We start from the raw sequence: 22,978 nt of genomic DNA, 5'->3' as shown, positions 1-22,978 counted from the left end.
GTGATCCCGGCCGGGATCACCGGCCACAAGACGCCGTACTTCGACAAGTACGGCGACCGGCCGCAGCCCGAGAAGGCGGCCGCGGCGCTGCGCGAGGAGGGCGTCCGCGGCAAGGTGAAGCTGACCCTGTGGGCCACGCCGATCCGCTACGGCCCGAGCACCGTCCCCGCGTTCAAGGAGCTGGCCCAGCAGCTCAACGCGAGCGGCCTGTTCGCCGCGGACGTCAAGAGCGTGCCGCTCGACCAGTACGAGAAGGGCATCGCGGCCGGCGACTACGGCGTCTACGTCAAAGGCTGGGTGCCCGACTACCCGGACCCGGACATCTTCGTCTCGCCGTTCTTCAGCGAGAACAGCGTCATCGCCAACAACTACGTGTCCGAGCGGATCGTCGACCACCTGATCCCCGACACCCTCGCCCAGGCCGACCGCCTCGTCACGGCCGGGATGTTCGAGGAGATCCAGGACATCGTGGCCGACGACCTGCCGGTGCTGCCGCTGTGGCAGGGCAAGCAGTACGCGGTGGCCCGCGACGACGTCTTCGGCATCGCCTGGAGCCTGGACGCCTCGACGGTGCCGCGGTTCTGGGAGATCAGCAAGACCAAGGGCTGACCCCCGCCTGGGCCTGCGGCGAGCCCGTCCCCGCCCCCACCCTGGGCGGGGGCGGGCTCGTGGTGTGAGACTGGGCGGGAGGGGCCTTTCCGCGCACCGGGAGCAGGCCATGGCCACAGACAGCGCCACCGAGGGCATCGCCGTCACGAGGATCACCCACAGCTGCCATCTGATCGAGATCGGCGGTCTGACCCTGCTGACGGACCCGTGGTTCACCGAGCGGCCGAAGTACCACCCCGGCGAGCCCATCGCCTCCTCCGTGGCCGAACTGCCCGACCTCGACGGGGTGCTCATCAGCCACCACCACTACGACCACTGCGATCTCGCGGCCTTTGCCGCCTACCGGGACAAGGACGTGCCGATGCTGGTGGCCGCCCCGGTCGTCGAGCGCGCCCGGAAGGCCGGGTTCCGCCAGGTCCGCGCGCTGTATCCGTGGGAGAGCACGCGGCTGGGCGAGCGGGGCGAGGTCAACGTCACCGGCATCCCGGCCCGGCACAAGGTGTACGAGGTGACGTTCGTCGTCCAGGGCGGCGGCCGGACCGTCTACTTCGCGGGGGACACCCTGCTCGTACCGGAGCTGAAGGAGCTGGCCGGGCGGTTCCCCGAGCTGGACCTGCTGCTGGTGCCGACGAACGGGCTGCGGCTGCGGCCGCTGTTCAACCGGCAGGTGGTGATGTCCGCCGAGGAGGCCGCCACCCTCACCTCCTGGCTGCGGCCGCGGGTCGCCGTGCCGCACCACTACGCGTACACCAGCGGCCGGCTCGGCGACCGGCTGCTGACCAAGAGCGACCGGGACCCGCAGAACTATGTGCGCGCGGCGCGGGCCGCGGCGCCGGACACGGACATCAGGGTGATCTCGCCCGGCGAGCGGCTGACGGTCTGAACCGGTCGCGGGCGCGCACGGCCCACGGGGTAGCCAGATCGCATGCGCGAGAAGACCCCCCGCCCGGAGGGCTCCGAGGGCGGCGCGCCGGTGGCCGGTGCGTCGCCGACAGGGCCCTCGGCACCGCTCTGGCGGCGGCTGCATCGCGCGGTGCGCCACTCGGCCTTCGGCAGGGCCTGGGAGCGGGGCACCGACCTGGAGTTGATGCACCGGGCGATGGGGTTCGCGGCGCTCGGATTCCTCACGCTGGTGCCGCTGCTGATCGTCGTCGCGGCGGCCGACCTGGCCCACAGCCAGGGGTTCGCCGAGTGGCTCGGCGAGGGACTGGGGGTCTCAGCCACCGCCCAGGACGCGGTGGAGGACCTCTTCGCGCGGCCCCGGCAGGCGCTGGCCACCACGACCTCGTTCGGCCTCGCGGCACTCGCCGTCTTCGGCCTCTCCTTCGGCCTGGCGGTACAGACCGGCTACGAGAAGGTGTGGGAGCTGCCGGGCGCCCGCTGGCACACGATGTGGCGGCACCTGGTGTGGCTTGCCGCGCTCCTCGGCTTCCTGTTCCTGTCCGCCCAGCTCACCCGCGGCGGCAGCCGGTCGGGCCAGGACCTGCTGCCGTCGTTCTGGCGGCTGACCGTCGCGATGCTGGCCGCGGTGCTGTTCTTCTGGTGGTCGCAGCGGATGCTGCTGGCCGGCCGGGTCGGCTGGGCCGCGCTGCTGCCGGGCGCGGTGGCGACCGTCCTCGGCCTGGCGGGCCTGCGGGTGTTCTCGCGGCTGGTGTTCTCCCCGCTGATCGCCTCGAACACGGTCAGCTACGGCCCGATCGGCACTGTGCTGGTGCTCCAGTCCTGGCTGGTGGGGGTGGGGTTCGTGGTCTTCGGCGGCGCGCTGGTGGGACGGCTGCTGTCCGAGGACTACCCGCGGTATCTGCGCTCCCAGCAGGCGTGGCGATGGCGCGCCCGGAGGCGGCGCCAGCAACGGCGACGCGCCCGGAAGTAACGGCCGCCGAGGGGCCCGGGTGGTCCGGTGGCCCCGATGGCCCGGGCCGGCCCGGTGGTCCGGGGTTGATCCGGGGTGGTCCGGGCCGGATGGCCGTCCGTCAGTCCTCGCGCTTCGCGTGCAGGCGCGCCCGTACGTCCTCGGGGGGCAGGAACTGGGCCCAGCGCTCGGGGAACTCGGAGGGCGGCTCGGTGTCCGGCTCGTCCACCGGCTCGTCCCACTCCTCCTCCAGGTCCTCCGGGCGGGCGCGCGCCGCGCGCTGCGCCGCCGCCCGCGCCAGCAGCTCGGTGGCCGCCGCCTCGCGGCTGCGCTCGTTGGCCGCGCGGGCCGCGGCCGTCGCGACCGAGGGCCACACCCGGTCGATCGCCGCGTTGACCGCGGCCCCGACCAGGACGGCAAAGGCGGACACCCCGATCCACAGCAGGACGGCCACGGGCGCAGCCAGCGAACCGTAGATGGTGGGGCCCTCGACGGTGCGGGTGAGGTAGATGCGGAGCAGGAAGCTGCCGAGTATCCACATGCCCAGCGCCACCAGCGCGCCCGGAATGTCCTCCTCCCAGGGCGAGCGGACGGGTACGGACACGTGGTACAGCGTGGTCAGGAAGGCCACCGACAGCACGAGCACCACCGGCCAGTACAGGATCCGTACGACCGCCTCGCTCCACGGCACGATGTCCATCACCGCGTCCGGGCCCGCCACCATCAGCGGCAGCACGACGGCGCCGATCACCAGCGCGACGACGTACAGCCCGAAGGCCAGCAGCCGGGTCTTGACGATGCCGCGCACGCCGTCGAGCCCGTACATCACGGTGATCGTGTCGATGAAGACGTTGACCGCCCGCGAACCCGACCACAGGGCCAGCGCGAAGCCGACCGAGATCACGTCGGGCCGGCCGCGGGTGACGTCGTTCAGCAGCGGGCGGGCGATCTCCTCCACGCCCCGGTTGGACAGCACGGCGCCGGAGGCGGTGAGGATGTTCTGCCGGATGCTCTCGATCGTTTCGGTGCCGGTCCAGGCGTCCAGGTAGCCGAGCAGGCCGACGAGGCCGAGCAGCAGCGGCGGCAGCGACAGCAGGGTGAAGAAGGCGGCCTCGGCGGCAAGGCCGAGGATGCGGTACTCGATGCAGGAGTTGACGGTGTCCTTCAGCAGCAGCCAGGCCACCTTGCGCTTGGACACATGCGGATAAAGGGCGCGGGCACGACGCCATCGGGCGACCCGCCTGGGGGGTGACTCAGCTGCTTGCACCTCCTTAACGTATCTGCCATGGGAGCCTCCACTCACACCGTCTCCAACCAACCGCCGCCGCTCACCGGCTACGACGTCTTCGCGGCGGACGCCGCCCTGGTGGAAGGCGTGGACCGGCACGCCACCCCCGAGCTCCGGGAGGAGGTGCGCACCGAGCTGTCCGAGCTGGGCCGGGCGGCCGGCTCCGCCCAGGCGCAGCAGTGGGGCGCGCAGGCCAACGAGCACCCGCCGGTGCTGCGCACCCACGACCGCTACGGGCACCGGATCGACGAGGTCGAGTTCCATCCGTCCTGGCACCGGCTGCTCGGCAAGGCCGTCTCCTACGGCCTGACCGATGCCTGGTCCCGCCCCGACGGGCACCTGCGGCGGGCCGCCGGGTTCCTGGCGTGGACGCAGACCGACGCCGGCCACGGCTGCCCGGTGTCGATGACCCACGCGGCCGTGCCCGCGCTGCGCGCCCAGCCGGAGCTGGCCGCCGAGTGGGAGCCGCGGCTGACCTCGCGGGTGTACGAGCCGGAGCTGCTGCCGGCGGGCGGGAAGCCGGGCGCCATCTTCGGCATGGGCATGACCGAGAAGCAGGGCGGCTCGGACGTCCGCGCCAACACCACGCGCGCAGAGCCGCTGGCCGCCGCGGGCGAATACGTGCTGACCGGCCACAAGTGGTTCTGCTCCGCGCCCATGTCGGACGGGTTCCTCGTCCTGGCCCAGGCCCCCGGGGGCCTGACCTGCTTCCTGCTGCCGCGCGTGCTGCCCGACGGCACCCGCAACACCTTCCGCATCCAGCGGCTCAAGGACAAGCTCGGCAACCGCTCCAACGCCTCCGCCGAGGTCGAGTTCGACGGCACGACCTGGGCCCGCCGGGTCGGCGAGGAGGGCCGCGGGGTGCCCACCATCATCGGGATGGTGGCCGCAACCCGGCTGGACTGCGTGACCGGCGCGGCGGCCGTCATGCGGCAGGCGGTCGCCCAGGCGGTGCACCACGCCTCGTACCGCAGCGCGTTCGGCGGCCCGCTGATCGACAAGCCGCTGATGCGCAACGTGCTGGCCGACCTGGCGCTGGAGTCGGAGGCCGCGACCACGCTGGCGCTGCGGCTCGCGGCGGCCTACGACGCAGACACCGAGGAGGAGCGGAGCCTGCTGCGGCTCGCGGTCCCCGCCGCCAAGTACTGGGTCACCAAGCGCTGTACCCCGCTGGCGGCCGAGGCGCTGGAGTGCCTGGGCGGCAACGGCTACGTCGAGGAGTCGGGCATGCCGCGGCTGCTGCGCGAGGCCCCGCTCAACTCGATCTGGGAGGGCTCGGGCAACATCCAGGCGCTCGACGCGCTGCGCGCGCTCCAGCGCGAGCCCCAGTCCCTCAACGCCTTCCTGCTCGAACTCGGCCGGGCCCGCGGCGCCGACCACCGGCTGGACGCCGCCGTCAAGGACCTGCTGTCCGAACTCGCCGACCTGGACGGCATCGAGGGCCGCGCCCGGCGCGTGGTCGAGCGGATGGCGCTCGTCCTCCAGGGCTCGCTCCTCGTACGGTTCGCCCCGCCCGAGGTGGCCGACGCGTTCTGCGCGTCCCGGCTGGGCGGCGACTGGGGCGGGGCGTTCGGCACGCTGCCCGCGACCCTGGACCTGGCCTCGGTGGTGGAGCGGGCGCGGGTCCCGGTCTGAGGACGTCGTCCGGCCGAGCGCGGACCCTGCGCAGAGGGCGGGGCCCGCGCAGAAGGCGAGGCCGCACAGAAAAAGACCCGGAATCGAGGGTGATGCCGCGCCGACACGGCACCACCCTCGTCCGGGTACGCCCCACACTCTGCTGCGGGTACGTGGTGGGCACAAACGTTGCGGAGGGTTGCAGGAATTACGTCAAGTCCTCGCGCGGTCGCGCCCACCGGCGGCACGATAGGCAGACGGCCGGACCCCCGCCCGCCCTTTCCGCCCATCCACCGCGCATATTCCGAGACCGTCGGAGACCGGACCGTGACTGACGAACCGCTCGACCTCGCCCGGCTGTCGGCCATGGAGCCGGGCCGCGCCACCCGCCTGCTCAGCGGCGTACGGGCAGCGGCGTTCGCGGGGAGGCAGCCGCGGCTGGCCCCGCGCAAGGTGATCCACGACTCCTGGCAGCGGGTGCGCCTGCACGGCCTGGACCCCGAACAGGGCGCCCACGCCGGCCTGTTGGGCCTGGACGAGGTCGAGCACCGGCGCCGCTCCTCACCGCTCGGCACGGTGCTGCCCACCCTCCGCGAGGGGCTGATGGCGGCGGCCGAGGAGGCCTGGCACATGATGGTCGTGACCGACGCCGAGGGCCGGGTGCTGTGGCGCGAGGGCAATCAGTCCGTCCTGCGCAAGGCCGACCAGCTCGGCTTCGGGGTGGGCGCCAGCTGGGCCGAGGAGACCGCGGGCACCAACGCCGTCGGCACGTCCCTGGTCGTCCGCGGCCCGGTCCAGGTGCACTCCGCCGAGCACTTCGTACGCGCCTACCACCCGCTGTCCTGCTGCGCGGCGCCCGTGCTCGACCCGCGCGACGGGCGGCTGATCGGCATCGCCAACCTCACCGGGCCCGCCCCCGCGATCACCCCCGCGACACTGGCCCTGGTCACCGCGGTCGCCAAGCTCGCCGAGGGCGAGCTGCGGGAGCGGCACCGGGAGTCGGTGGACCGGCTGCGGTCGGTGGCCGCGCCGGTGCTGGCCCGGGTGGGCGGCCGGGCGCTGGCGGTGGACCGCAACGGCTGGACGGCCGCGGTGACCGGCATGCTGCCGCCGGACCGGGTGCCCCTGCCCAAGTCCTTCCAGGCCGGGCGGTGCTGGCTCCCCCCGCTGGGCGTGTGCACGGTCGAGCCGCTGCCCGAGGGCTGGCTGCTGCGGCTGGACGACGAGGGGCCCGACGGCGCCGAGCAGCGGGCCGAGCCCAGCCGGGTCGTCCTGGACCTGCGGCGACCCCGGCAGCCCGGGCTGTCCGTGGCGGGCGCGGCGGGCCGCTGGGCGCAGGAACTCACCCCGCGCCACGCCGAGTTGCTCTACGTCCTGGCCCGCCACCCCGAGGGGCGCACGGCGGCACAGCTGGCGGAGGACCTGTTCGGGGACCCGGCGCGGACGGTGACCGTACGGGCCGAACTCTCCCGGATCCGGCGGACGTTGGGCGGAGTCCTCGACCACCGCCCGTACCGCTTCGCCGACCGGGTGCGGGTCGAGCTCCTCACCCCGCCCGACGCGGCGCAGCTGCTCCCCCACTCGACGGCCCCGGCCCTGCTCGCGGCCCGCGCGACGCCGAGCCCGCGGCCCACCAAGCCCGTCACCGGCCAACCGAACTGACCCGACGCCGGGTCGGGGCGGACGGGTTGACCCGACACCGGATCGGACGGATGGCGGGACCCCGCACCGGGCGAACGGGCGCCCGCCAACGCTGATCCCCCAAGCGGCGAGCGGCCCACAGCCGACCGAACGCGTCAGCGTTGATCGGCCGGGCGGGATCGGCGCCGGTCGGCTGGACACAGTCAGCGCGGGTCGGCCGGGCGGGGTCATCGCTGATCGCCTGAGCGGCAGGCGGCACAGTGCGACGGACGGCGGGGCGGCGCGGTCGGATCCGCACCCACCGGGTGACGGGGCGGCGCAGTCGAGCGGGTGGGGTCAGCCCGAGTCGGACGGGCGGCGGCGGAAGAGGGCGTAGCCGCAGGCCGCCGCGGAGGCGGCGACCAGGCCGACGCCGACGCCGGTGAGCACCGGGCTCACCTGCTGCGCCCCGCCGCCCGCCCCTCCCCTGACGGGGTGGTGCGGGATCGCCGGGTCGCTGCGCTCCGCGGTCGGTGCCGCGCTGGCGAGCCCGTACCCGCGCTGCGGGAACTCGGGCCCGTTGTGCGGGACGGCTCCGCCGTCCTCCTCGCGCGCCGGGCGGCCCGCGGCGCGGCGGTCCTGGGCGGCGCCGGAGGCGGCGGAGGCGTCCGTGCCGCGGCGCGGTACGACACGGAACTTGCCGCCGGTGACGGTCCGGCCGCCGCAGGTGGCGGAGACGGTGTGCGTACCGGGGCGGACGGCGGCGAAGACCCGCGGGCGGGCGGTCGCGGACGCCTCACCACGTACGCCCTTGAGGGCGGTGCGCGGAAAGGCGTTGGACTCGACGATCGCGTCGTAGGGACGGCCGGTCCCGCGGCAGGTGGCGCCGGCGACGGTGACGGTCAGGGCGGCGCCCTGTGCCACCGTCCTCGGCGTCACGACGATGTTGCTGGGGCCCGCTTGGCCGGGGTCCGCGGCGGCGGGCGAGGCGGAGAGGCCAAGTGCCGCCCCGGCGAGGGCGGTGGCCACGGCAGCGCTGGGCATGTGCATGGGACCCACGCTCACCCGCCCCCGGTGCGGGCGCATGCGGAGGTGTGCCGATCGGGTGCGGTCCGGGAGGCCCGGTCGGGCCCCGCCACCCGTTCGCCCGTCAGCTGTCGCCGCCCCAACCCGCCGGTCCTAGCGTGCCGTTAGCGGAACCCGGCGCGGAAACCACGTGTGCCGGCAGGAAGAGCGGGTGAGGACCATGGCTTCGACAGGCGGCCGGGACGGCGGTGGCTACACGCCGCCGCGAGTGAAGCGGTCGCCGTGGGGTCTGGTGGCTCTCGTCCTGCTCATCGGAGTGGCCCTCATACGGAACGGCGCCGCCGACGGTTCCGGCCCCCCGCAGCCGGCCTCCGACTCGGCGGCCGACAGCCGCTACGCGGTCACGCTGACCCCCGACGAGGTCCTCCGGCCGTCCGAACCGCTGCCGAAGTCCTCCCCGTCCCGCATCGTGGTCCCCACGATCCGGGTCAACGCGCCGCTGACCCGGGTCGGACTCGACTCGGAGGGCTGGATCGACTCGCCGCCGGCCGACGACAAGAACCTCGCCGGGTGGTTCAAGGACGCGGTGACGCCGGGCGAGAAGGGCACGGCGGTCGTCGTCGGCCACGTGGACAACCAGAAGGGCCCGGCCGTCTTCTACAACCTGGGCGCGCTGAAGAAGGGCAACGAGGTCGAGGTGGCCCGCAAGGACGGCAGGACCGCGGTGTTCTCGGTCTACGGCATCGAGGTCTTCGACAAGAAGAGCTTCCCCGCCGACCGCGTCTACGGCGAAACGGGCAGCCCGGAGCTCCGCGTCATAACGTGCGGCGGCGGCTACTCGAAGGGCAGCGGCTACTCGGCGAACGTGGTCGTCTTCGCGCGGCTGGTGCAGACCCGCGGCTGAGCCGCGGAATCCGAGGTCACGGCCACCCGGCACCGCCGAGCCGCCGCCCCGGCCACCCGCCGCTCCGGTCACCCACCCCGGTTCCTTGCCCGCCGTCCCGGTCGCTCACCGTCCCGGTCGCTCACCGTCCCGGTGGCCCGCTGTCCCGGTCACCCGCCGTCGCGGCGAGAATCCTCTCCCCCTGTGGTCGTCACCCCGCTCCGGCACGCCGGACGCAGCCACACCGTGCTCGCTCCTGCCGCCGCGTGCCGCCCCGGCCGGCGGCGAACTTCCCGCCGCGACGGCGGGCAACCGGCACGGCGGAGACCGGCGGTGCCGAACCACTCGCCGTACGAACTCCGCGGCGCCGGAAGCCCCACCCGAGGGGCGGGGGTGTTTCCTCCCGTGATTGGCTGAGGCGCATGACTGCCATAGCCGTGACCACCTGGTCTCTCGAGCAGACCTCGGCCGACGATCTCTCACCCGCGGCCCCTCCGGAGGAGGGCCGGGACGTGCGGATCGTGCGGGCCGCGGGCCCCTCGCCGGAGTTCAGCCGGTTCCTCTACACCGCCGTCGGCGGGGACGTCATCTGGACCGACCGGCTCGGCTGGACCTACGAGCGGTGGCAGGCGTTCCTGGAGCGGCCGGGCGTGGAGACCTGGGTCGCGTACGAGCGCGGGACCCCGGCCGGGTTCATCGAGCTGGAGGCCCAGGGCAACGGCGTGGTCGAGATCTCGTATTTCGGACTGCTCCCGGCCTTCCGCGGCCGCCGTATCGGCGGCCACCTCCTCTCCTACGGCACCGCCCGCGCCTGGGACCTGGCCGAGCGGTGGCCGGGCCTGGCGGCGACCGAGCGGGTGTGGGTGCACACCTGCACCAAGGACGGGCCGCACGCGATGGACAACTACCGGCGGCGCGGCTTCCGGGTCTTCGAGACGAAGACCGAGGAGGAGCCGGAGACTCCGCCGCCCGGTCCCTGGCCAGGCGCTTTCACCACGCCGCCGGAGACGTGACCGGCAACACATCATCTCGATCTGCGAGACATTGCTGTCCACATGACGGATAACGGTGGACGCTCCAGAGAACGCCGTGCCACGCTTTCGGCATGTCTCGAGCTGGAATTGCCTTGGTGAGTCGGCGCCACGTCGACCTCGGCCGTGTGTCCAGCGCCATCTGTCCCGCAGGCTGACCCCTCCGAGCCTCAGCCGAGCTTCAGCCGAACCACGCCGCATCCGACCGCTCGTCCCCGCCGTCGCGGACGAGCGGCCACCCTGATCAGCGCTGCCCCACGGGACCCCGAACACCCTTGCCGAGCAGTCGTGTGTCGGCAGGTCAGGCGGGTGCCGACCGCATGAGCCGCACTTGAGCCGCACTCTCGAGCCGCCCCGAAGGACGTAACTCCCATGGCCGCCACCCCGGAACGCGCACCCGCTGCCACGACCCGCCGCAAGGCCGGCCGCCACCGCGGCGAGGGCCAGTGGGCCAAGGGCCACTTCACTCCGCTCAACCCCAACGAGCAGACCAAGAAGGACGATGACGGTCTCAATGTGCGGACACGCATTGAGACGATTTACGCCCACCGCGGCTTCGATTCGATCGACGGCGCCGACCTGCGCGGGCGCATGCGCTGGTGGGGTCTGTACACCCAGCGCAAGCCCGGCATCGACGGCGGCAAGACCGCGATCCTGGAGCCGGAGGAGCTGGACGACGAGTACTTCATGCTGCGCGTCCGCATCGACGGCGGGCGGCTGACGGTCCGGCAGCTGCGGGTCATCGGCGAGATCTCGCAGGAGTTCGCGCGCGGGACCGCCGACATCACCGACCGGCAGAACATCCAGTACCACTGGATCCGGATCGAGGACGTGCCGGAGATCTGGCGCCGCCTGGAGGAGGTCGGCCTGTCGACCACCGAGGCCTGCGGCGACACCCCGCGCGTCATCCTCGGCTCGCCGGTCGCCGGGATCGCCGAGGACGAGATCATCGACGGCACCCCGGCCATCGACGAGATCCACCGCCGGATCATCGGCAACCCGGCCTTCTCCAACCTGCCGCGGAAGTTCAAGTCCGCGGTCTCCGGATCCCCGCTGCTGGACGTCGCGCACGAGATCAACGACATCGCGTTCGTCGGCGTCGAACACCCCGAGCACGGGCCCGGTTTCGACGTGTGGGTCGGCGGCGGCCTGTCCACCAACCCCAAGATCGGCCAACGGCTGGGCGCGTGGGTGCCGCTGGACGAGGTGCCGGACGTGTACGAGGGCGTGGTCTCGCTCTTCCGCGACTACGGCTACCGCCGCCTGCGCACCCGCGCCCGTATCAAGTTCCTGGTCGCGGACTGGGGCATCGAGCGGTTCCGGGAGGTGCTGGAGGAGGAGTACCTCCAGCGGAGGCTTCTCGACGGGCCGGCGCCCGGGCAGCCGGTCGAGCGCTGGCGCGACCACGTCGGCGTGCACCGGCAGAAGGACGGCCGCTACTACGTCGGCTTCGCCCCGCGCGTCGGCCGCGTCGACGGGACCGTCCTGACCAAGATCGCCGAACTGGCCGAGGAGCACGGCGCGGGCCGGCTGCGGACCACCGTCGAGCAGAAGATGATCGTGCTCGACGTCGAGGGGTCCCGGGTCGAGTCGTTGAGCGCGGGTCTGGAGGCGCTGGGCCTCCAGGTCGAGCCGTCGCCGTTCCGGCGGGGCACGATGGCCTGCACCGGCATCGAGTTCTGCAAGCTCGCCATCGTGGAGACCAAGGCGCGCGGCGCGTCCCTCATCGAGGAACTGGAGCGCCGCCTCCCGGAGTTCGACGAGCCGATCACCATCAACGTCAACGGCTGCCCCAACGCCTGCGCCCGTATCCAGGTGGCGGACATCGGTCTCAAGGGGCAGCTGGTACTGGACAAGGACGGCAACCAGGTCGAGGGCTTCCAGGTGCACCTGGGCGGCGCGCTGGGCCTGGAACCGGGGTTCGGCCGCAAGGTGCGCGGTCTGAAGGTCACCTCGGCCGAACTGCCGGACTACGTCGAGCGGGTGCTCAAGCGGTTCCTGGCGGAGCGCGCGGATGGCGAGCGGTTCGCGACGTGGGCGGCGCGCGCGAGCGAGGAGGCCCTGTCGTGAGCGCGGCGAGCGAAACACAAGGGCCAGCCGTGAGCGCAGCGAGCGAAACGCAGGAGCGGCCATGAGTGAGCGAGCCGCGCCCTTCTACTGCCCCTACTGCGGCGACGAGGACCTGCGGCCCTCCGAGGAGGGCCACGGCGCGTGGGAATGCGCGTCCTGCAACCGGGCGTTCCGTCTGTCGTTCCTCGGGCTGCTGGCCAAAGGCCTGCGGCGCGACCACGGCGAAGGGGGTACCACAGCATGACAACCGCACAGCACCACACGGCAGTTGAGCTCCAGCAGCTGGCCGAGCAGGCGGGCCGCGACCTGGAAGAGGCGCCCGCGCTCAGCATCCTGCGCTGGGCCGCCGACACCTTCGGCAGCCGCTTCTGCGTCACCTCCTCCATGGAGGACGCGGTCGTGGCACACCTCGCCTCACGCGCCTTCCCGGGCGTGGACGTGGTGTTCCTCGACACCGGCTACCACTTCCCCGAGACCCTCGGCACCCGCGACGCGGTCGAGGCCGTGCTGGACGTCAACGTCATCACCCTCACCCCGCGCCGGTCGGTCGCCGAGCAGGACGCCGAGTACGGGCCGGCGCTGCACGACCGCGACCCCGACCTGTGCTGCTCGCTGCGCAAGGTCAAGCCCCTGGAGGAGGGCCTGGCCTCGTACGACGCGTGGGCGACGGGGCTGCGCCGCGACGAGTCCCCGACCCGGGCGAACACCCCGGTCGTCGGCTGGGACGCCGGGCGGCGGAAGGTCAAGGTCTCCCCCATCGCCCGCTGGACGCAGGACGACGTGGACGCCTACGTCGCCGAGCACGGGGTGCTCACCAACCCGCTGCTGACGGACGGTTACGCCTCCGTCGGCTGCGCGCCCTGCACCCGCCGGGTGCTGGAGGGCGAGGACGCCCGGGCCGGCCGCTGGGCGGGGCGGGCCAAGACCGAGTGCGGGCTGCACGGCTGATGACGGACGATCAGGAGATATCGATGAGCCCGACCGACCAGGGGGCCACGGTGTGGCTCACGGGTCTGCCGAGCGCGGGCAAGACGACGATCGCCCTCGAGCTCGCGGAGCGGCTGCGCGGCGAGGGGCACCGGGTGGAGGTGCTGGACGGGGACGAGCTCCGCGAGTTCCTGTCGGCCGGGCTCGGGTTCAGCCGCGAGGACCGGCACACCAACGTGCAGCGCATCGGCTTCGTCGCCGAACTGCTGGCGAGCAACGGCGTCAAGGCGCTGGTCCCGGTGATCGCGCCGTACGCGGACTCGCGCGAGGCGGTGCGCAAGCGCCACCAGAGCGAGGGCACCGCGTATCTGGAGGTGCATGTCGCGACTCCGGTCGAGGTGTGCTCGGTGCGCGATGTGAAGGGGCTGTACGCGAAGCAGGCGGCGGGCGAGATATCCGGTCTGACCGGGGTCGACGACCCGTACGAGGAGCCCGAGGCGCCGGATCTGCGGATCGAGTCGCAGGACCAGAGTGTGCAGGACTCCGCCGCCGCCCTGTATGGGCTGCTCGTCGAGAGGGGACTGTTGTGAGCGACGCACGCGCGGCCGCTCGACCGCACCCGACGACGATGGCCGCGCCTCCGCGCCGCGCGGGCGGAGATGGGGGTGCCCCCGGACGGAGTCTGGGGGAGAACGAAAGGGGTGCAGCATGACGACCGCGACCGTTCCGGCCGAGGGGACCGGCAGCCCGTACGCGCTGACGCACCTGGACGCGCTGGAGTCCGAGGCGGTGCACATCTTCCGCGAGGTGGCGGGGGAGTTCGAGCGGCCGGTGATCCTCTTCTCCGGCGGCAAGGACTCGATCGTCATGCTGCACCTGGCGCTGAAGGCGTTCGCCCCCGCGGCGGTCCCCTTCTCGCTGCTGCACGTGGACACCGGGCACAACTTCCCCGAGGTGCTCGACTACCGGGACCGCACGGTCGCCCGGCACGGGCTGCGGTTGCACGTCGCGTCGGTGCAGGAGTTCATCGACCGGGGTGAGCTGCGCGAGCGCCCGGACGGCACGCGCAACCCGCTGCAGACCGTGCCCCTGCTGGACGCGATCGAGACGAACCGGTTCGACGCGGTCTTCGGCGGCGGGCGGCGCGACGAGGAGAAGGCGCGCGCCAAGGAGCGGGTGTTCTCGCTGCGGGACGAGTTCGGCGGCTGGGATCCGCGGCGCCAGCGCCCGGAGTTGTGGCAGCTCTACAACGGCCGCCACTCCCCCGGCGAGCACGTGCGGGTCTTCCCGCTGTCGAACTGGACCGAGCTGGACGTGTGGCAGTACATCTCCCGGGAGAAGATCGAACTCCCGGAGATCTACTACGCGCACGAGCGCGAGGTGTTCGCCCGCGACGGCATGTGGCTGGCGCCCGGCGAGTGGGGCGGCCCGAAGGGCGGCGAGGCGGTCGAGACGCGGCTGGTGCGCTACCGCACGGTCGGCGACATGTCCTGCACGGGCGCGGTGGACTCCGGCGCCGACACGATCGAGAAGGTGATCGCCGAGATCGCCGCCTCGCGGCTGACCGAGCGGGGCGCGACGCGCGCCGACGACAAGCTGTCGGAGGCCGCGATGGAGGACCGCAAGCGCGAGGGGTACTTCTAGCCATGACGATCTCCGAACAGGCCGTACCGGCCGAGCAGACCGCGGCCACCTCGCTGCTGCGCTTCGCGACCGCGGGCTCGGTGGACGACGGCAAGTCCACGCTGGTGGGGCGGCTGCTGCACGACTCCAAGTCGGTGCTGGCCGACCAGTTGGAGGCCGTCGAGCACGCCTCGCGCAGCCGCGGCGCCGCTGCGCCCGACCTGGCGCTGCTGACCGACGGGTTGCGCGCGGAGCGCGAACAGGGCATCACCATCGACGTGGCCTACCGCTACTTCGCCACCCCGCGGCGGCGGTTCATCCTGGCCGACACCCCCGGGCACGTGCAGTACACCCGCAACATGGTCACCGGCGCCTCGACCGCCGAGCTGGCCGTGGTGCTGGTGGACGCGCGCAACGGCGTGGTCGAGCAGACCCGCCGTCACGCGGCCGTCGCCGCGCTGCTGCGGGTGCCGCACGTGGTGCTCGCGGTGAACAAGATGGACCTGGTCGACTACGCGGAGCCGGTGTTCGCCGCCATCGCCGAGGAGTTCACCGCGTACGCGGCCTCTCTCGGGGTCCCCGAGATCAGTGCGATCCCGATCTCGGCGCTCGCCGGGGACAACGTGGTGACGGCCTCGGCGAACATGGACTGGTACGGCGGCCCGACCGTCCTGGAGCACCTGGAGACCGTGCCGGTCGTCAGCGACCCCGGCGACGACCCGGCCCGCTTCCCGGTCCAGTACGTGATCCGCCCGCAGACCGCCGAACACCCCGACTACCGCGGCTACGCGGGCCAGCTCGCCTCCGGCGTACTGCGCGTCGGCGACGCGGTGACCGTGCTGCCCTCGGGCCGTACGAGCACGGTCCACGCGATCGACGCGCTCGGCGAGGCCGTGGACGTGGCCTGGGCCCCGCAGTCGGTGACCCTCCGGCTGGCCGACGACCTGGACATCTCGCGCGGCGACCTCCTCGTCGGCAGCGCGGACGTGCCCGCCCCGACGCGGGACGTGGAGGCGACGGTCTGCCATGTGGCCGACCGGCCGCTGACCGTCGGGGCACGGGTCCTGCTCAAGCACACCACCCGCACGGTGAAGGCGATCGTCAGGGACATCCCGTCCCGGCTGACGCTGGCCGATCTCTCCCAGCACCCCGCGCCGGGCGAGCTGGCCGCCAACGACATCGGCCGGGTCGTGCTGCGCACCGCGGAGCCGCTGGCCCTCGACGCGTACGCCGAGTCGCGCCGGACCGGCTCCTTCCTGCTGATCGACCCGGCCGACGGGACGACGCTGACCGCCGGCATGGCGGGAACGGCCTTCGCCGACACGGCCGTTGACGCCGCCGCGGCCGCCGGCCCGGGCGACGACGAGGGGTGGGACTTGTGATGCTTCTGATGGCGGGCGAGGCGTTCTCGACCTTCGCGAAGGAGGGCGGCCGCGTGGGCAGCGGTGCGCTCGGCAGCGGCCAGGGCGGGGTCGGGCGATGTGCGGGCAGGTGAGGGGCCTCATCCAGCGCCACCCGCAGCGCACCGCGCTGTGCCACCCCCCGCACCCAGGACCTGACTGATCCGCCGGGCCGGCCGTACCGCGCGCCCCCGGCCCTACGAGAGGACCGCCTCCCGTGTCTGCCGACCGCGCCTCATCCGCCGACCGCGCTTCCCGAGTCCGACCGGCCGTCCGCCGCAGAGCCCGCCTTCTCGCGGCCACGGCCGTACTTCCCCTTCTGGCGGGCGCGTTGGGCGCCTGCGGTTACGGTTCCCAGGCCGAGGAGGAGGACAAGTCCGCCACCACGGTGGGCGAGGGGAAGAAGCTCTCCGTCGACACCGTCAAGATCGGCTACTTCCCCAACCTGACCCACGCCACGGCCCTGGTCGGCGACCAGGAGGGCATCATCCAGAAGGAGCTGGGCGGCACCAAGCTCCGGTCCGCCACCTTCAACGCGGGCCCGTCCGAGATCGAGGCCCTCAACTCCGGTTCCATCGACATCGGCTGGATCGGCCCCTCCCCCGCCATCAACGGCTATGCGAAGTCGAACGGGGAGGCCCTGCGGATCATCGGCGGCTCCGCCTCGGGCGGCGTGAAGCTCGTCGTGAACCCCGAGAAGATCAAGAGCCTGGACGACGTCAGGGGCAAGAGGATCGCCACCCCGCAGCTGGGCAACACCCAGGACGTGGCGTTCCTCAACTGGATCGCCGAGAAGGGCTGGAAGGTCGACGCCCAGAGCGGCGAGGGCGACGTCTCGGTCGTCCGCACCGACAACAAGGTGACCCCGGGCGCCTACAGGTCCGGGTCCGTCGACGGCGCGTGGGTCCCCGAGCCGACCGCCGCCAAGCTCGTCGCGGAGGGCGGGAAGGTGCTGCTGGACGAGAGCACCCTGTGGCCGGACAAGAAGTTCGTGATCACGAACCTGATCGTGTCGCAGTCCTTCCTGAAGGAGCACCCGGACGTCGTCGAGGCCGTGCTGCGCGGCTCGGTGAAGACCAACCGGTGGATCGAGGACAACCCGGAGAAGGCCAGGGCCTCCGCCAACGCGGCGCTGAAGAAGCTGTCCGGCAAGGCGCTGCCGCCCGAGGTGCTGGACCCGGCGTGGGAGTCCATCCAGACCACCGACGACCCGCTGGCCGCCACGCTCAACACCGAGGCCGCGCACGCGGTCAAGGCGGGCCTGCTGGAGAAGCCCGACCTCAAGGGCATCTACGACCTCACCCTGCTGAACAAGGTCCTCAAGGACGAGGGCAGGCCCGAGGTGGACGACGCAGGCCTCGGCACCAACTGACCGCAACCGGAACGCTGATCGCCTCCAGGAGGTGACGATCATGGCCACTGCACTCACCACCCAGGTCGCCGACGTCGACACGGCCGCCGAACCGCCGGCGTACGCCGCCCGGCTCGCGCACGTCTCGAAGTCCTTCGGCCGCCCCGGGGCCCGGCAGCTCGTGCTGGACGACATCACCCTCGATGTCGCGCCCGGCGAGTTCGTCACGCTCCTGGGAGCGTCCGGCTGCGGCAAGTCCACCCTGCTCAACCTGGTCGCCGGGCTCGACCGGCCGTCCGCGGGGACCATCGAGGTCCCCGGCGCCCGGCCGTCCCTGATGTTCCAGGAGCACGCCCTGTTCCCCTGGCTGACCGCGGGCAAGAACATCGAGCTGGCGCTGAAGCTGCGCGGGGTGCCGGGCGGCGAGCGGCGCGCGGAGGCCGAGCGGCTGCTGGAGCTCGTACGGCTGGGGGGCGCGCACGGCAAGCGGGTGCACGAGCTGTCGGGCGGCATGCGGCAGCGCGTGGCGCTGGCCAGGGCGCTGGCCCAGGACAGCCAACTGCTGCTGATGGACGAGCCGTTCGCGGCGCTGGACGCCATCACGCGCGATGTGCTGCACGACGAGCTGACCCGCGTGTGGCGGGAGACGGACCTGTCCGTGCTGTTCGTGACCCACAACGTGCGGGAGGCGGTACGGCTCGCGCAGCGCGTGGTGCTGCTGTCCTCGCGTCCGGGCCGGGTCGCCCGCGAATGGAAGGTGGACATTCCGCAGCCGCGCCGCATCGAGGACGCGGCGGTCGCGGAGCTGTCCGTCGAGATCACCGAAGAACTGCGGGGGGAGATCCGCCGTCATGGCCAGCACTGAGACTGCCGGCACGGAGACTGCCGGCACGGAGGACGACGCGGCGGCCGTGGGCACAGCGGCCGATGCGGCGGCCGCGGCCGCTCCGGCAGCCGCCCGGCCCCGCAAGGCCGCCGACTCCCACGACCTGGCCGGGCTGGAGGCCGGTCTGGACGCGCTGGACACCGTGCAGGTCCGGCGGGCGTCACTCGGCCAGACGCTGGTGAGCAAGGCGCTGCCGCCGGTCGTCGCGGTCGCGCTGGTGCTGGTGGTCTGGCAGCTGCTCGTCTGGGCCGAGGTCACCGACTCCTACAAGCTGCCCGCGCCGTCCGAGGTGTGGGACGAGGTGAGCGACGCCTGGCTGCGGGGCACCCTGCTCGACTACATCTGGACCAGCGTCTCGCGCGGCCTGCTCGGCTTCCTGCTGGCGCTGGTCATCGGCACCCCGCTGGGTCTGCTGGTGGCCCGCGTGAAGTCCGTCCGCGCCGGGATCGGGCCGATCCTGTCCGGGCTCCAGTCGCTGCCCTCGGTGGCCTGGGTACCGCCCGCCGTGATCTGGCTCGGGCTCAACGACTCGATGATGTTCGCGGTGATCCTGCTCGGCGCCGTGCCGTCGATCGCCAACGGGCTGGTCTCCGGCGTCGACCAAGTGCCCCCGCTGTTCCTGCGCGCGGGGCGCACGCTGGGCGCCACCGGGCTGCGCAGCACCTGGCACATCGTGATGCCCGCGGCGCTGCCCGGCTATCTGGCCGGCCTGAAGCAGGGCTGGGCTTTCTCCTGGCGCTCACTGATGGCCGCGGAGATCATCGCCTCCTCGCCCGAACTGGGCGTGGGACTGGGCCAGTTGCTGGAGAACGGGCGCACGGCGAGCAGCATGCCCATGGTGTTCCTCGCCATCTTCCTGATCCTCATCGTCGGCATCGCCATCGACCTGCTGATCTTCAGCCCGCTGGAGCGGTCGGTGCTGCGCAGCCGCGGGCTGCTGGTGAAGAGCTGAGGGCAGGAGCAGAGAACTGAGAACCGCCATGCGCCATCCCGCACTTCAGGACTCCGAGCCGCCGGGCCCGGTGCTTGTGGTCGTCGCCCACGGCAGCCGCGACCCGCGCCACGCGGCGACCGTCACCGCGCTCACCGAGCGCGTGCGGTCGCTGCGGCCCGGGCTGTGCGTGGAGACCGGCTTCCTGGACTTCAACGCCCCGAGCGTCCCGCAGGTCCTGGAGCAGCTGGCGGGCGAACAGGAGCGGCTGGCGGGCGGACAGGTGGGGCGGAGCGGAGCGGGTGGTGGCGGGCGACGGGAGGGCGTACGGGAGGTGGTGGCCCTTCCGCTGCTGCTCACCCGCGCCTTCCACGCCAAGTCGGACATCCCGTCCGTGCTGCGCGAGGCCTCGGCGCGGCTGCCGCAACTGGCCGTCCGGCAGGCGGATGTGCTCGGCCCGTCGCCGCTGCTGACGGCCGCGCTCGAACAGCGGCTGTACGAGGCCGGGGTGCGCCCCGGCCACCGCGGCTCGACCGGGGTCGTCCTGGCCTCGGCGGGCTCTTCGGACCCGGAGGCGATCGCGGTGATCGCAGAAATCGCGCGGGAGTGGCGGCGCACCGGTTGGTGTGCCGTGCGGCCCGCGTTCGCCTCCGCATCCCTTCCCCACACCGAGGACGCGGTGCGGCAGCTGCGCGCGGAGGGCGTACGGCACGTGGCCGTCGCGCCGTACGTCATCGCGCCCGGCTTCCTTCCGGACCGCATCGTGCGCGGGGCCCGCGAGGCGGGCGCCGACTTCCTGGCCGATGTGCTGGGCCCCGCACCGGAGTTGGCCCGCCTGCTGCTCCGGCGCTACGACGAGGCGCGGGCGCCGCACCGCCTGACGGCACTGTCCGCATGAGGCGGTGGATCAACCGAGCACCGCCTCTCCCGCCAGGCCGGAAGGCTGCAGGCGGTTCCGGTGGCGGTCGGGGAACCGCTCGATCTCCGGGTCGAGGAAGTCGATCAGGTCCATGAGCGCGTTCTGCAGCTCCACGAGGCGCGGGTGGGGCTTGGCGCGTTCGGCGAGGGCTTCGACGTCCTCCGTCAGGTCCGACAGCCAGGCCGCGAACTCCTGGTCCGCCTCCAGCCGTCGGCAGAACTCCGCGTAGCCGATGCAGGAGTCGGCCTCCCCTCCTCCGTTGATCATGATCTCGCCGATCGCGCGCTGCTCGCTGCGCCAGACCCGGAAGTAGCGGTCGCTGTAGAGGTCCGTGCTGAGGGCCGTGCCTATCTTCGCGAGCAACTCGACCAGCTTCTGGTTGTCCTGTCTGCTGCCGAGGTCGAGGAACTGGATGCGGCGCCGCAGGATCTCCACCCAGCCCAGGTACTCGGCCAGCACGAACAGCGTGCTGCGCAGCGCGTACTGCCGCTCCCGCGCCGTGCCGCCGACGCGCCGGTAGTGGAGGAAGCCCTGCCGCACGATGTTGAACAGGCGGGACTGCAGGTCGAACGCCGCCCACAGCAGCGGGTCGCGGAAGCGGCCCATCACATCCTGCCGCTCCACCGCTCTGGCACGCTCGGCCGTCTGGCGGTCCAACTCGGCGGTGAGCACCGTCTGTTGACGTGTCGCCCGGGAGGTGAGGGCGGCACTTCCCAGGGCGACCACGGCGGACAGCGCGACGACCACGACTTCGACGTTCATGCGGATCATTCTCGCCCAAGCCGCAACAGCCCGTCAGGGCCTGTGGATAACCGTGCCCACCCGGGCTGAGGACGCCACGCGGATCCGGCGCGCGCTTGATGTCCGCGCGGATCCAACGCCCGCTTGGCATCCGCGCGAACCCACCTTCGTGGGCGCCTGCCAGGGCGAGCGCAAGGGCCAGGGCGACTGGCGACGCACAGCTGAGCGCCGCAGCTGGGAATCCTCCGGCAGGCGGACGCCTTCGTGACGCATGCGGGCGCGGGCGGCTGCCAGGAGGGGCTGGCCTGCGGCGTACCGATGGTGGCGGTTCCGCAGGCGGCGGACCAGTTCGGCAACGCCGAGACGCTGCTCTCACTGGGGGTGGCCCGGCACCTGCCCAAGGAGGAGGTGACGCCGGAGGCGCTGCGATCGGCGGTGCTGGGTGCGGCCGAAGACCCGGACACGGCACGGCGGTTGGCGGAAATCCAGCGGGAGATGGCGGCGGAGGGTGGAACGCGCAGGGTGGCGGATCTGATCGAGCCGGCCCTGAGGACGCCCTCACCGAGGAGCGGTACCTCTCGGACCCATCACCCCATACAGCATTCAACTAATCAGAAACCAATCCAATCAAGGTAGTTCATGACCCCTCGGCCATAAGGGGAGTTGAGGCAACTCACCTCAACTGAGTCCGATATAACCATTTTTGATGCCCTTTCACGGTCGTTGTGTACGTCACACCTGCGAAAGGGCATTGAAAATGTGCTCGTAGGTCAGACAGGGTTTCGAGTCAATCGGACGCAGATCTTCCTGCGTACCGAAGCGATGGCAACAACGCTTCAACCCCCCACACGGCACACGAGGAGATCTCTCTTCATGGCTACACACCAGCGTTACAGCAAGCGTCGGCTCACCCTCGCGATATCGGCCGCTGCCGCGGTCATCGCCGGAGGGACCCTACTGACCCTGCCCGCGGGCGCGTCCTCCGCTCCCGCCGAGGGAAAGATCTACGGGGCCGACGCAGAGGGCGCCGTCAGCGGCAGCTATGTCGTCCTGCTGAACGAGAAGGCCGCCAAGGCGGCCGGAACCACCACCACTTCGGACAAGAAGGACCTCGCGAAGGAGTACGGCGGCACGCTGCGCCGCAGCTACTCCTCGGCCGTCAACGGCTTCTCCGCCTCCGGACTCAGCGACACCGAGGCCAAGCGGCTGGCGGCCGACCCGGCCGTCGACAAGGTCGTACAGAACAAGAAGTTCCACATCGACGCCACCCAGGACAACCCGCCGTCCTGGGGCCTGGACCGGATCGACCAGGCCGACACCGCGGGCGACCAGAAGTACACCTACCCGGACAGCGCGGGCGAGGGCGTCACCGCGTACGTGATCGACACCGGCGTGCGGATCAGCCACAAGGACTTCGAGGGCCGGGCCGCCTCAGGCTTCGACGCCGTGGACAACGACGACTCGGCGGACGACGGCAACGGGCACGGCACGCACGTGGCCGGGACCATCGCCGGGGCGCAGCACGGCGTCGCGAAGAAGGCGAAGATCGTGGCGGTGCGGGTGCTGGACGACCAGGGGTCGGGCACGACCGAGCAGGTCGTGGCCGGCATCGACTGGGTGACGCAGAACCACCAGGGCCCGTCGGTCGCCAACATGAGCCTCGGCGGCGGCGCCGACGAGGCACTGGACGCGGCGGTGCAGAAGGCGATCGCCTCCGGGGTGACCTTCGCGGTGGCGGCGGGCAACGAGTCCACCGACGCGAGCCAGGGCTCCCCGGCGCGCGTGAAGGAGGCGATCACGGTGGCCTCCAGCACCGACAAGGACGAGCAGTCCGACTTCTCCAACTACGGCAGCGTCGTGGACGTCTACGCCCCCGGCACGGACATCACCTCCGACTGGAACGACAGCGACGAGGGCACCAAGACGATCTCCGGCACGTCCATGGCGACCCCGCACGTCGTCGGCGCCGCGGCCGTCTACCTCGGCAGCCACCAAGACGCGGCCCCGGCCGACGTCGCCACCGCCCTGACGGAGGGCGCGACCCCGGACAAGATCACCAACCCGGGCGAGGGCACCGCGAACAAGCTCCTGAAGGTGGTGGAGTAGCCGTCTGGCGGGGAGCCTCCACCCGGCTCCCCGCCCCCGGCCGGCCCGGCCGCCGCGCCCTCCCCCACGGGGCGCGGCGGTCGGCGCTCTTCGTGTGCATG

Annotated in this window: 22 protein-coding genes and 1 pseudogene; 20 read left to right on the top strand and 3 right to left on the bottom strand. The window is 72.5% G+C overall.

What is annotated here, in order from left to right; genetic code table 11:
• The 3 genes from AOK16_RS11590 to AOK16_RS11580 form a co-directional block, all read left to right on the top strand.
• On the top strand, positions 1-609 hold a 609-nt coding region (locus AOK16_RS11590), incomplete at its 5' end, for an ABC transporter substrate-binding protein (RefSeq protein ID WP_240483520.1).
• Between the two features lie 109 nt (positions 610-718).
• Positions 719-1,492, top strand: coding sequence for an MBL fold metallo-hydrolase (locus tag AOK16_RS11585; protein WP_055472171.1), 774 nt, complete (start codon positions 719-721; stop codon positions 1,490-1,492).
• Positions 1,493-1,534: 42 nt separating this feature from the next.
• Positions 1,535-2,482, top strand: coding sequence for a YhjD/YihY/BrkB family envelope integrity protein (locus AOK16_RS11580; protein ID WP_205627668.1), 948 nt, complete (start codon positions 1,535-1,537; stop codon positions 2,480-2,482).
• A 100-nt stretch (positions 2,483-2,582) separates the two neighbouring features.
• Here the strand turns inward: AOK16_RS11580 and AOK16_RS11575 are convergent, their stop codons facing one another.
• The gene (locus AOK16_RS11575) at positions 2,583-3,728 is read right to left on the bottom strand and encodes a YihY/virulence factor BrkB family protein (RefSeq protein ID WP_055472170.1); all 1,146 of its coding nucleotides are present in this window, start codon (positions 3,726-3,728) and stop codon (positions 2,583-2,585) included.
• 18 nt (positions 3,729-3,746) lie between these two features.
• Between AOK16_RS11575 and AOK16_RS11570 the strand changes: the two genes are divergently transcribed.
• Together AOK16_RS11570 and AOK16_RS11565 are read left to right on the top strand one after the other, a co-directional pair.
• On the top strand, positions 3,747-5,384 hold the full coding sequence (locus AOK16_RS11570) for an acyl-CoA dehydrogenase family protein (protein WP_055472169.1): 1,638 nt from the start codon (positions 3,747-3,749) through the stop codon (positions 5,382-5,384).
• 306 nt (positions 5,385-5,690) lie between these two features.
• The gene (locus AOK16_RS11565; RefSeq protein ID WP_055472168.1) at positions 5,691-7,025 is read left to right on the top strand and encodes a helix-turn-helix domain-containing protein; all 1,335 of its coding nucleotides are present in this window, start codon (positions 5,691-5,693) and stop codon (positions 7,023-7,025) included.
• Between the two features lie 315 nt (positions 7,026-7,340).
• Here the strand turns inward: AOK16_RS11565 and AOK16_RS11560 are convergent, their stop codons facing one another.
• Positions 7,341-8,033, bottom strand: a complete 693-nt coding sequence (locus AOK16_RS11560) for a hypothetical protein (protein WP_055472167.1) — start codon at positions 8,031-8,033, stop codon at positions 7,341-7,343.
• 196 nt (positions 8,034-8,229) lie between these two features.
• Between AOK16_RS11560 and AOK16_RS11555 the strand changes: the two genes are divergently transcribed.
• From AOK16_RS11555 to AOK16_RS11495, 13 genes are all read left to right on the top strand, one after another.
• On the top strand, positions 8,230-8,913 hold the full coding sequence (locus AOK16_RS11555) for a class F sortase (protein ID WP_055472166.1): 684 nt from the start codon (positions 8,230-8,232) through the stop codon (positions 8,911-8,913).
• Between the two features lie 401 nt (positions 8,914-9,314).
• Entirely contained in the window at positions 9,315-9,905 is a 591-nt protein-coding gene (locus AOK16_RS11550) for a GNAT family N-acetyltransferase (RefSeq protein WP_055472165.1), read from the top strand.
• 92 nt (positions 9,906-9,997) lie between these two features.
• The gene (locus AOK16_RS29065) at positions 9,998-10,081 is read left to right on the top strand and encodes a putative leader peptide (protein WP_332836347.1); all 84 of its coding nucleotides are present in this window, start codon (positions 9,998-10,000) and stop codon (positions 10,079-10,081) included.
• Between the two features lie 214 nt (positions 10,082-10,295).
• Positions 10,296-11,993, top strand: a complete 1,698-nt coding sequence (locus tag AOK16_RS11545; protein ID WP_055472164.1) for a nitrite/sulfite reductase — start codon at positions 10,296-10,298, stop codon at positions 11,991-11,993.
• Between the two features lie 61 nt (positions 11,994-12,054).
• Positions 12,055-12,237: a hypothetical protein gene (locus AOK16_RS11540; RefSeq protein WP_055472163.1), complete on the top strand. Its 183-nt coding sequence runs from the start codon at positions 12,055-12,057 to the stop codon at positions 12,235-12,237.
• Entirely contained in the window at positions 12,234-12,941 is a 708-nt protein-coding gene (locus AOK16_RS11535) for a phosphoadenylyl-sulfate reductase (protein WP_055472162.1), read from the top strand. Before AOK16_RS11540 ends, AOK16_RS11535 begins: the two co-directional genes overlap by 4 nt.
• A gap of 23 nt (positions 12,942-12,964) precedes the next feature.
• Complete coding sequence (cysC, locus tag AOK16_RS11530) at positions 12,965-13,510, top strand: adenylyl-sulfate kinase (protein ID WP_055472161.1); 546 nt, start codon at positions 12,965-12,967, stop codon at positions 13,508-13,510.
• Between the two features lie 118 nt (positions 13,511-13,628).
• Entirely contained in the window at positions 13,629-14,564 is a 936-nt protein-coding gene (gene cysD, locus AOK16_RS11525) for a sulfate adenylyltransferase subunit CysD (protein WP_055472160.1), read from the top strand.
• Positions 14,565-14,566: 2 nt separating this feature from the next.
• The gene (locus tag AOK16_RS11520; protein ID WP_055472159.1) at positions 14,567-15,925 is read left to right on the top strand and encodes a sulfate adenylyltransferase subunit 1; all 1,359 of its coding nucleotides are present in this window, start codon (positions 14,567-14,569) and stop codon (positions 15,923-15,925) included.
• A gap of 337 nt (positions 15,926-16,262) precedes the next feature.
• On the top strand, positions 16,263-17,315 hold the full coding sequence (locus tag AOK16_RS11510; RefSeq protein ID WP_055472174.1) for an aliphatic sulfonate ABC transporter substrate-binding protein: 1,053 nt from the start codon (positions 16,263-16,265) through the stop codon (positions 17,313-17,315).
• Positions 17,316-17,355: 40 nt separating this feature from the next.
• The gene (locus tag AOK16_RS11505) at positions 17,356-18,159 is read left to right on the top strand and encodes an ABC transporter ATP-binding protein (RefSeq protein WP_055472158.1); all 804 of its coding nucleotides are present in this window, start codon (positions 17,356-17,358) and stop codon (positions 18,157-18,159) included.
• Positions 18,146-19,132, top strand: coding sequence for an ABC transporter permease (locus tag AOK16_RS11500; RefSeq protein WP_079101265.1), 987 nt, complete (start codon positions 18,146-18,148; stop codon positions 19,130-19,132). Before AOK16_RS11505 ends, AOK16_RS11500 begins: the two co-directional genes overlap by 14 nt.
• A gap of 28 nt (positions 19,133-19,160) precedes the next feature.
• Positions 19,161-20,009 (top strand): sirohydrochlorin chelatase, encoded by an 849-nt coding sequence (locus AOK16_RS11495; RefSeq protein ID WP_055472157.1) that lies wholly within the window; start codon positions 19,161-19,163, stop codon positions 20,007-20,009.
• Between the two features lie 9 nt (positions 20,010-20,018).
• Here the strand turns inward: AOK16_RS11495 and AOK16_RS11490 are convergent, their stop codons facing one another.
• A complete protein-coding gene (locus AOK16_RS11490; RefSeq protein ID WP_055472156.1) occupies positions 20,019-20,792 on the bottom strand; it encodes a hypothetical protein in 774 nt (257 codons plus the stop codon).
• 207 nt (positions 20,793-20,999) lie between these two features.
• Here AOK16_RS11490 and AOK16_RS25500 point away from each other — a divergent pair.
• Together AOK16_RS25500 and AOK16_RS11480 are read left to right on the top strand one after the other, a co-directional pair.
• Positions 21,000-21,407 (top strand): annotated as a pseudogene (locus AOK16_RS25500) (nucleotide disphospho-sugar-binding domain-containing protein); the annotation flags it as partial.
• A 237-nt stretch (positions 21,408-21,644) separates the two neighbouring features.
• Entirely contained in the window at positions 21,645-22,877 is a 1,233-nt protein-coding gene (locus tag AOK16_RS11480; protein ID WP_055472154.1) for a S8 family peptidase, read from the top strand.
• Positions 22,878-22,978 lie beyond the last annotated feature (101 nt).

The organism is Streptomyces pathocidini (genome assembly GCF_001418495.1).
Classification (GTDB): Bacteria; Actinomycetota; Actinomycetes; order Streptomycetales; family Streptomycetaceae; genus Streptomyces; species Streptomyces pathocidini.
The sequence above is the reverse complement of the archived record's forward strand: the minus strand, read 5'-3'. Positions and strand labels throughout refer to the sequence as shown.

Coding starts and splice junctions, on each gene's coding strand:
- AOK16_RS11585 (WP_055472171.1), top strand. CDS start 719: ATGGCCACAGACAGCGCCACCGAGGGCATCGCCGTCACGAGGATCACC.
- AOK16_RS11580 (WP_205627668.1), top strand. CDS start 1,535: ATGCGCGAGAAGACCCCCCGCCCGGAGGGCTCCGAGGGCGGCGCGCCG.
- AOK16_RS11570 (WP_055472169.1), top strand. CDS start 3,747: ATGGGAGCCTCCACTCACACCGTCTCCAACCAACCGCCGCCGCTCACC.
- AOK16_RS11560 (WP_055472167.1), bottom strand. CDS start 8,033: ATGCACATGCCCAGCGCTGCCGTGGCCACCGCCCTCGCCGGGGCGGCA.
- AOK16_RS11555 (WP_055472166.1), top strand. CDS start 8,230: ATGGCTTCGACAGGCGGCCGGGACGGCGGTGGCTACACGCCGCCGCGA.
- AOK16_RS11550 (WP_055472165.1), top strand. CDS start 9,315: ATGACTGCCATAGCCGTGACCACCTGGTCTCTCGAGCAGACCTCGGCC.
- AOK16_RS29065 (WP_332836347.1), top strand. CDS start 9,998: ATGTCTCGAGCTGGAATTGCCTTGGTGAGTCGGCGCCACGTCGACCTC.
- AOK16_RS11545 (WP_055472164.1), top strand. CDS start 10,296: ATGGCCGCCACCCCGGAACGCGCACCCGCTGCCACGACCCGCCGCAAG.
- AOK16_RS11540 (WP_055472163.1), top strand. CDS start 12,055: ATGAGTGAGCGAGCCGCGCCCTTCTACTGCCCCTACTGCGGCGACGAG.
- AOK16_RS11535 (WP_055472162.1), top strand. CDS start 12,234: ATGACAACCGCACAGCACCACACGGCAGTTGAGCTCCAGCAGCTGGCC.
- cysC (WP_055472161.1), top strand. CDS start 12,965: ATGAGCCCGACCGACCAGGGGGCCACGGTGTGGCTCACGGGTCTGCCG.
- cysD (WP_055472160.1), top strand. CDS start 13,629: ATGACGACCGCGACCGTTCCGGCCGAGGGGACCGGCAGCCCGTACGCG.
- AOK16_RS11520 (WP_055472159.1), top strand. CDS start 14,567: ATGACGATCTCCGAACAGGCCGTACCGGCCGAGCAGACCGCGGCCACC.
- AOK16_RS11505 (WP_055472158.1), top strand. CDS start 17,356: ATGGCCACTGCACTCACCACCCAGGTCGCCGACGTCGACACGGCCGCC.
- AOK16_RS11500 (WP_079101265.1), top strand. CDS start 18,146: ATGGCCAGCACTGAGACTGCCGGCACGGAGACTGCCGGCACGGAGGAC.
- AOK16_RS11495 (WP_055472157.1), top strand. CDS start 19,161: ATGCGCCATCCCGCACTTCAGGACTCCGAGCCGCCGGGCCCGGTGCTT.
- AOK16_RS11490 (WP_055472156.1), bottom strand. CDS start 20,792: ATGAACGTCGAAGTCGTGGTCGTCGCGCTGTCCGCCGTGGTCGCCCTG.
- AOK16_RS11480 (WP_055472154.1), top strand. CDS start 21,645: ATGGCTACACACCAGCGTTACAGCAAGCGTCGGCTCACCCTCGCGATA.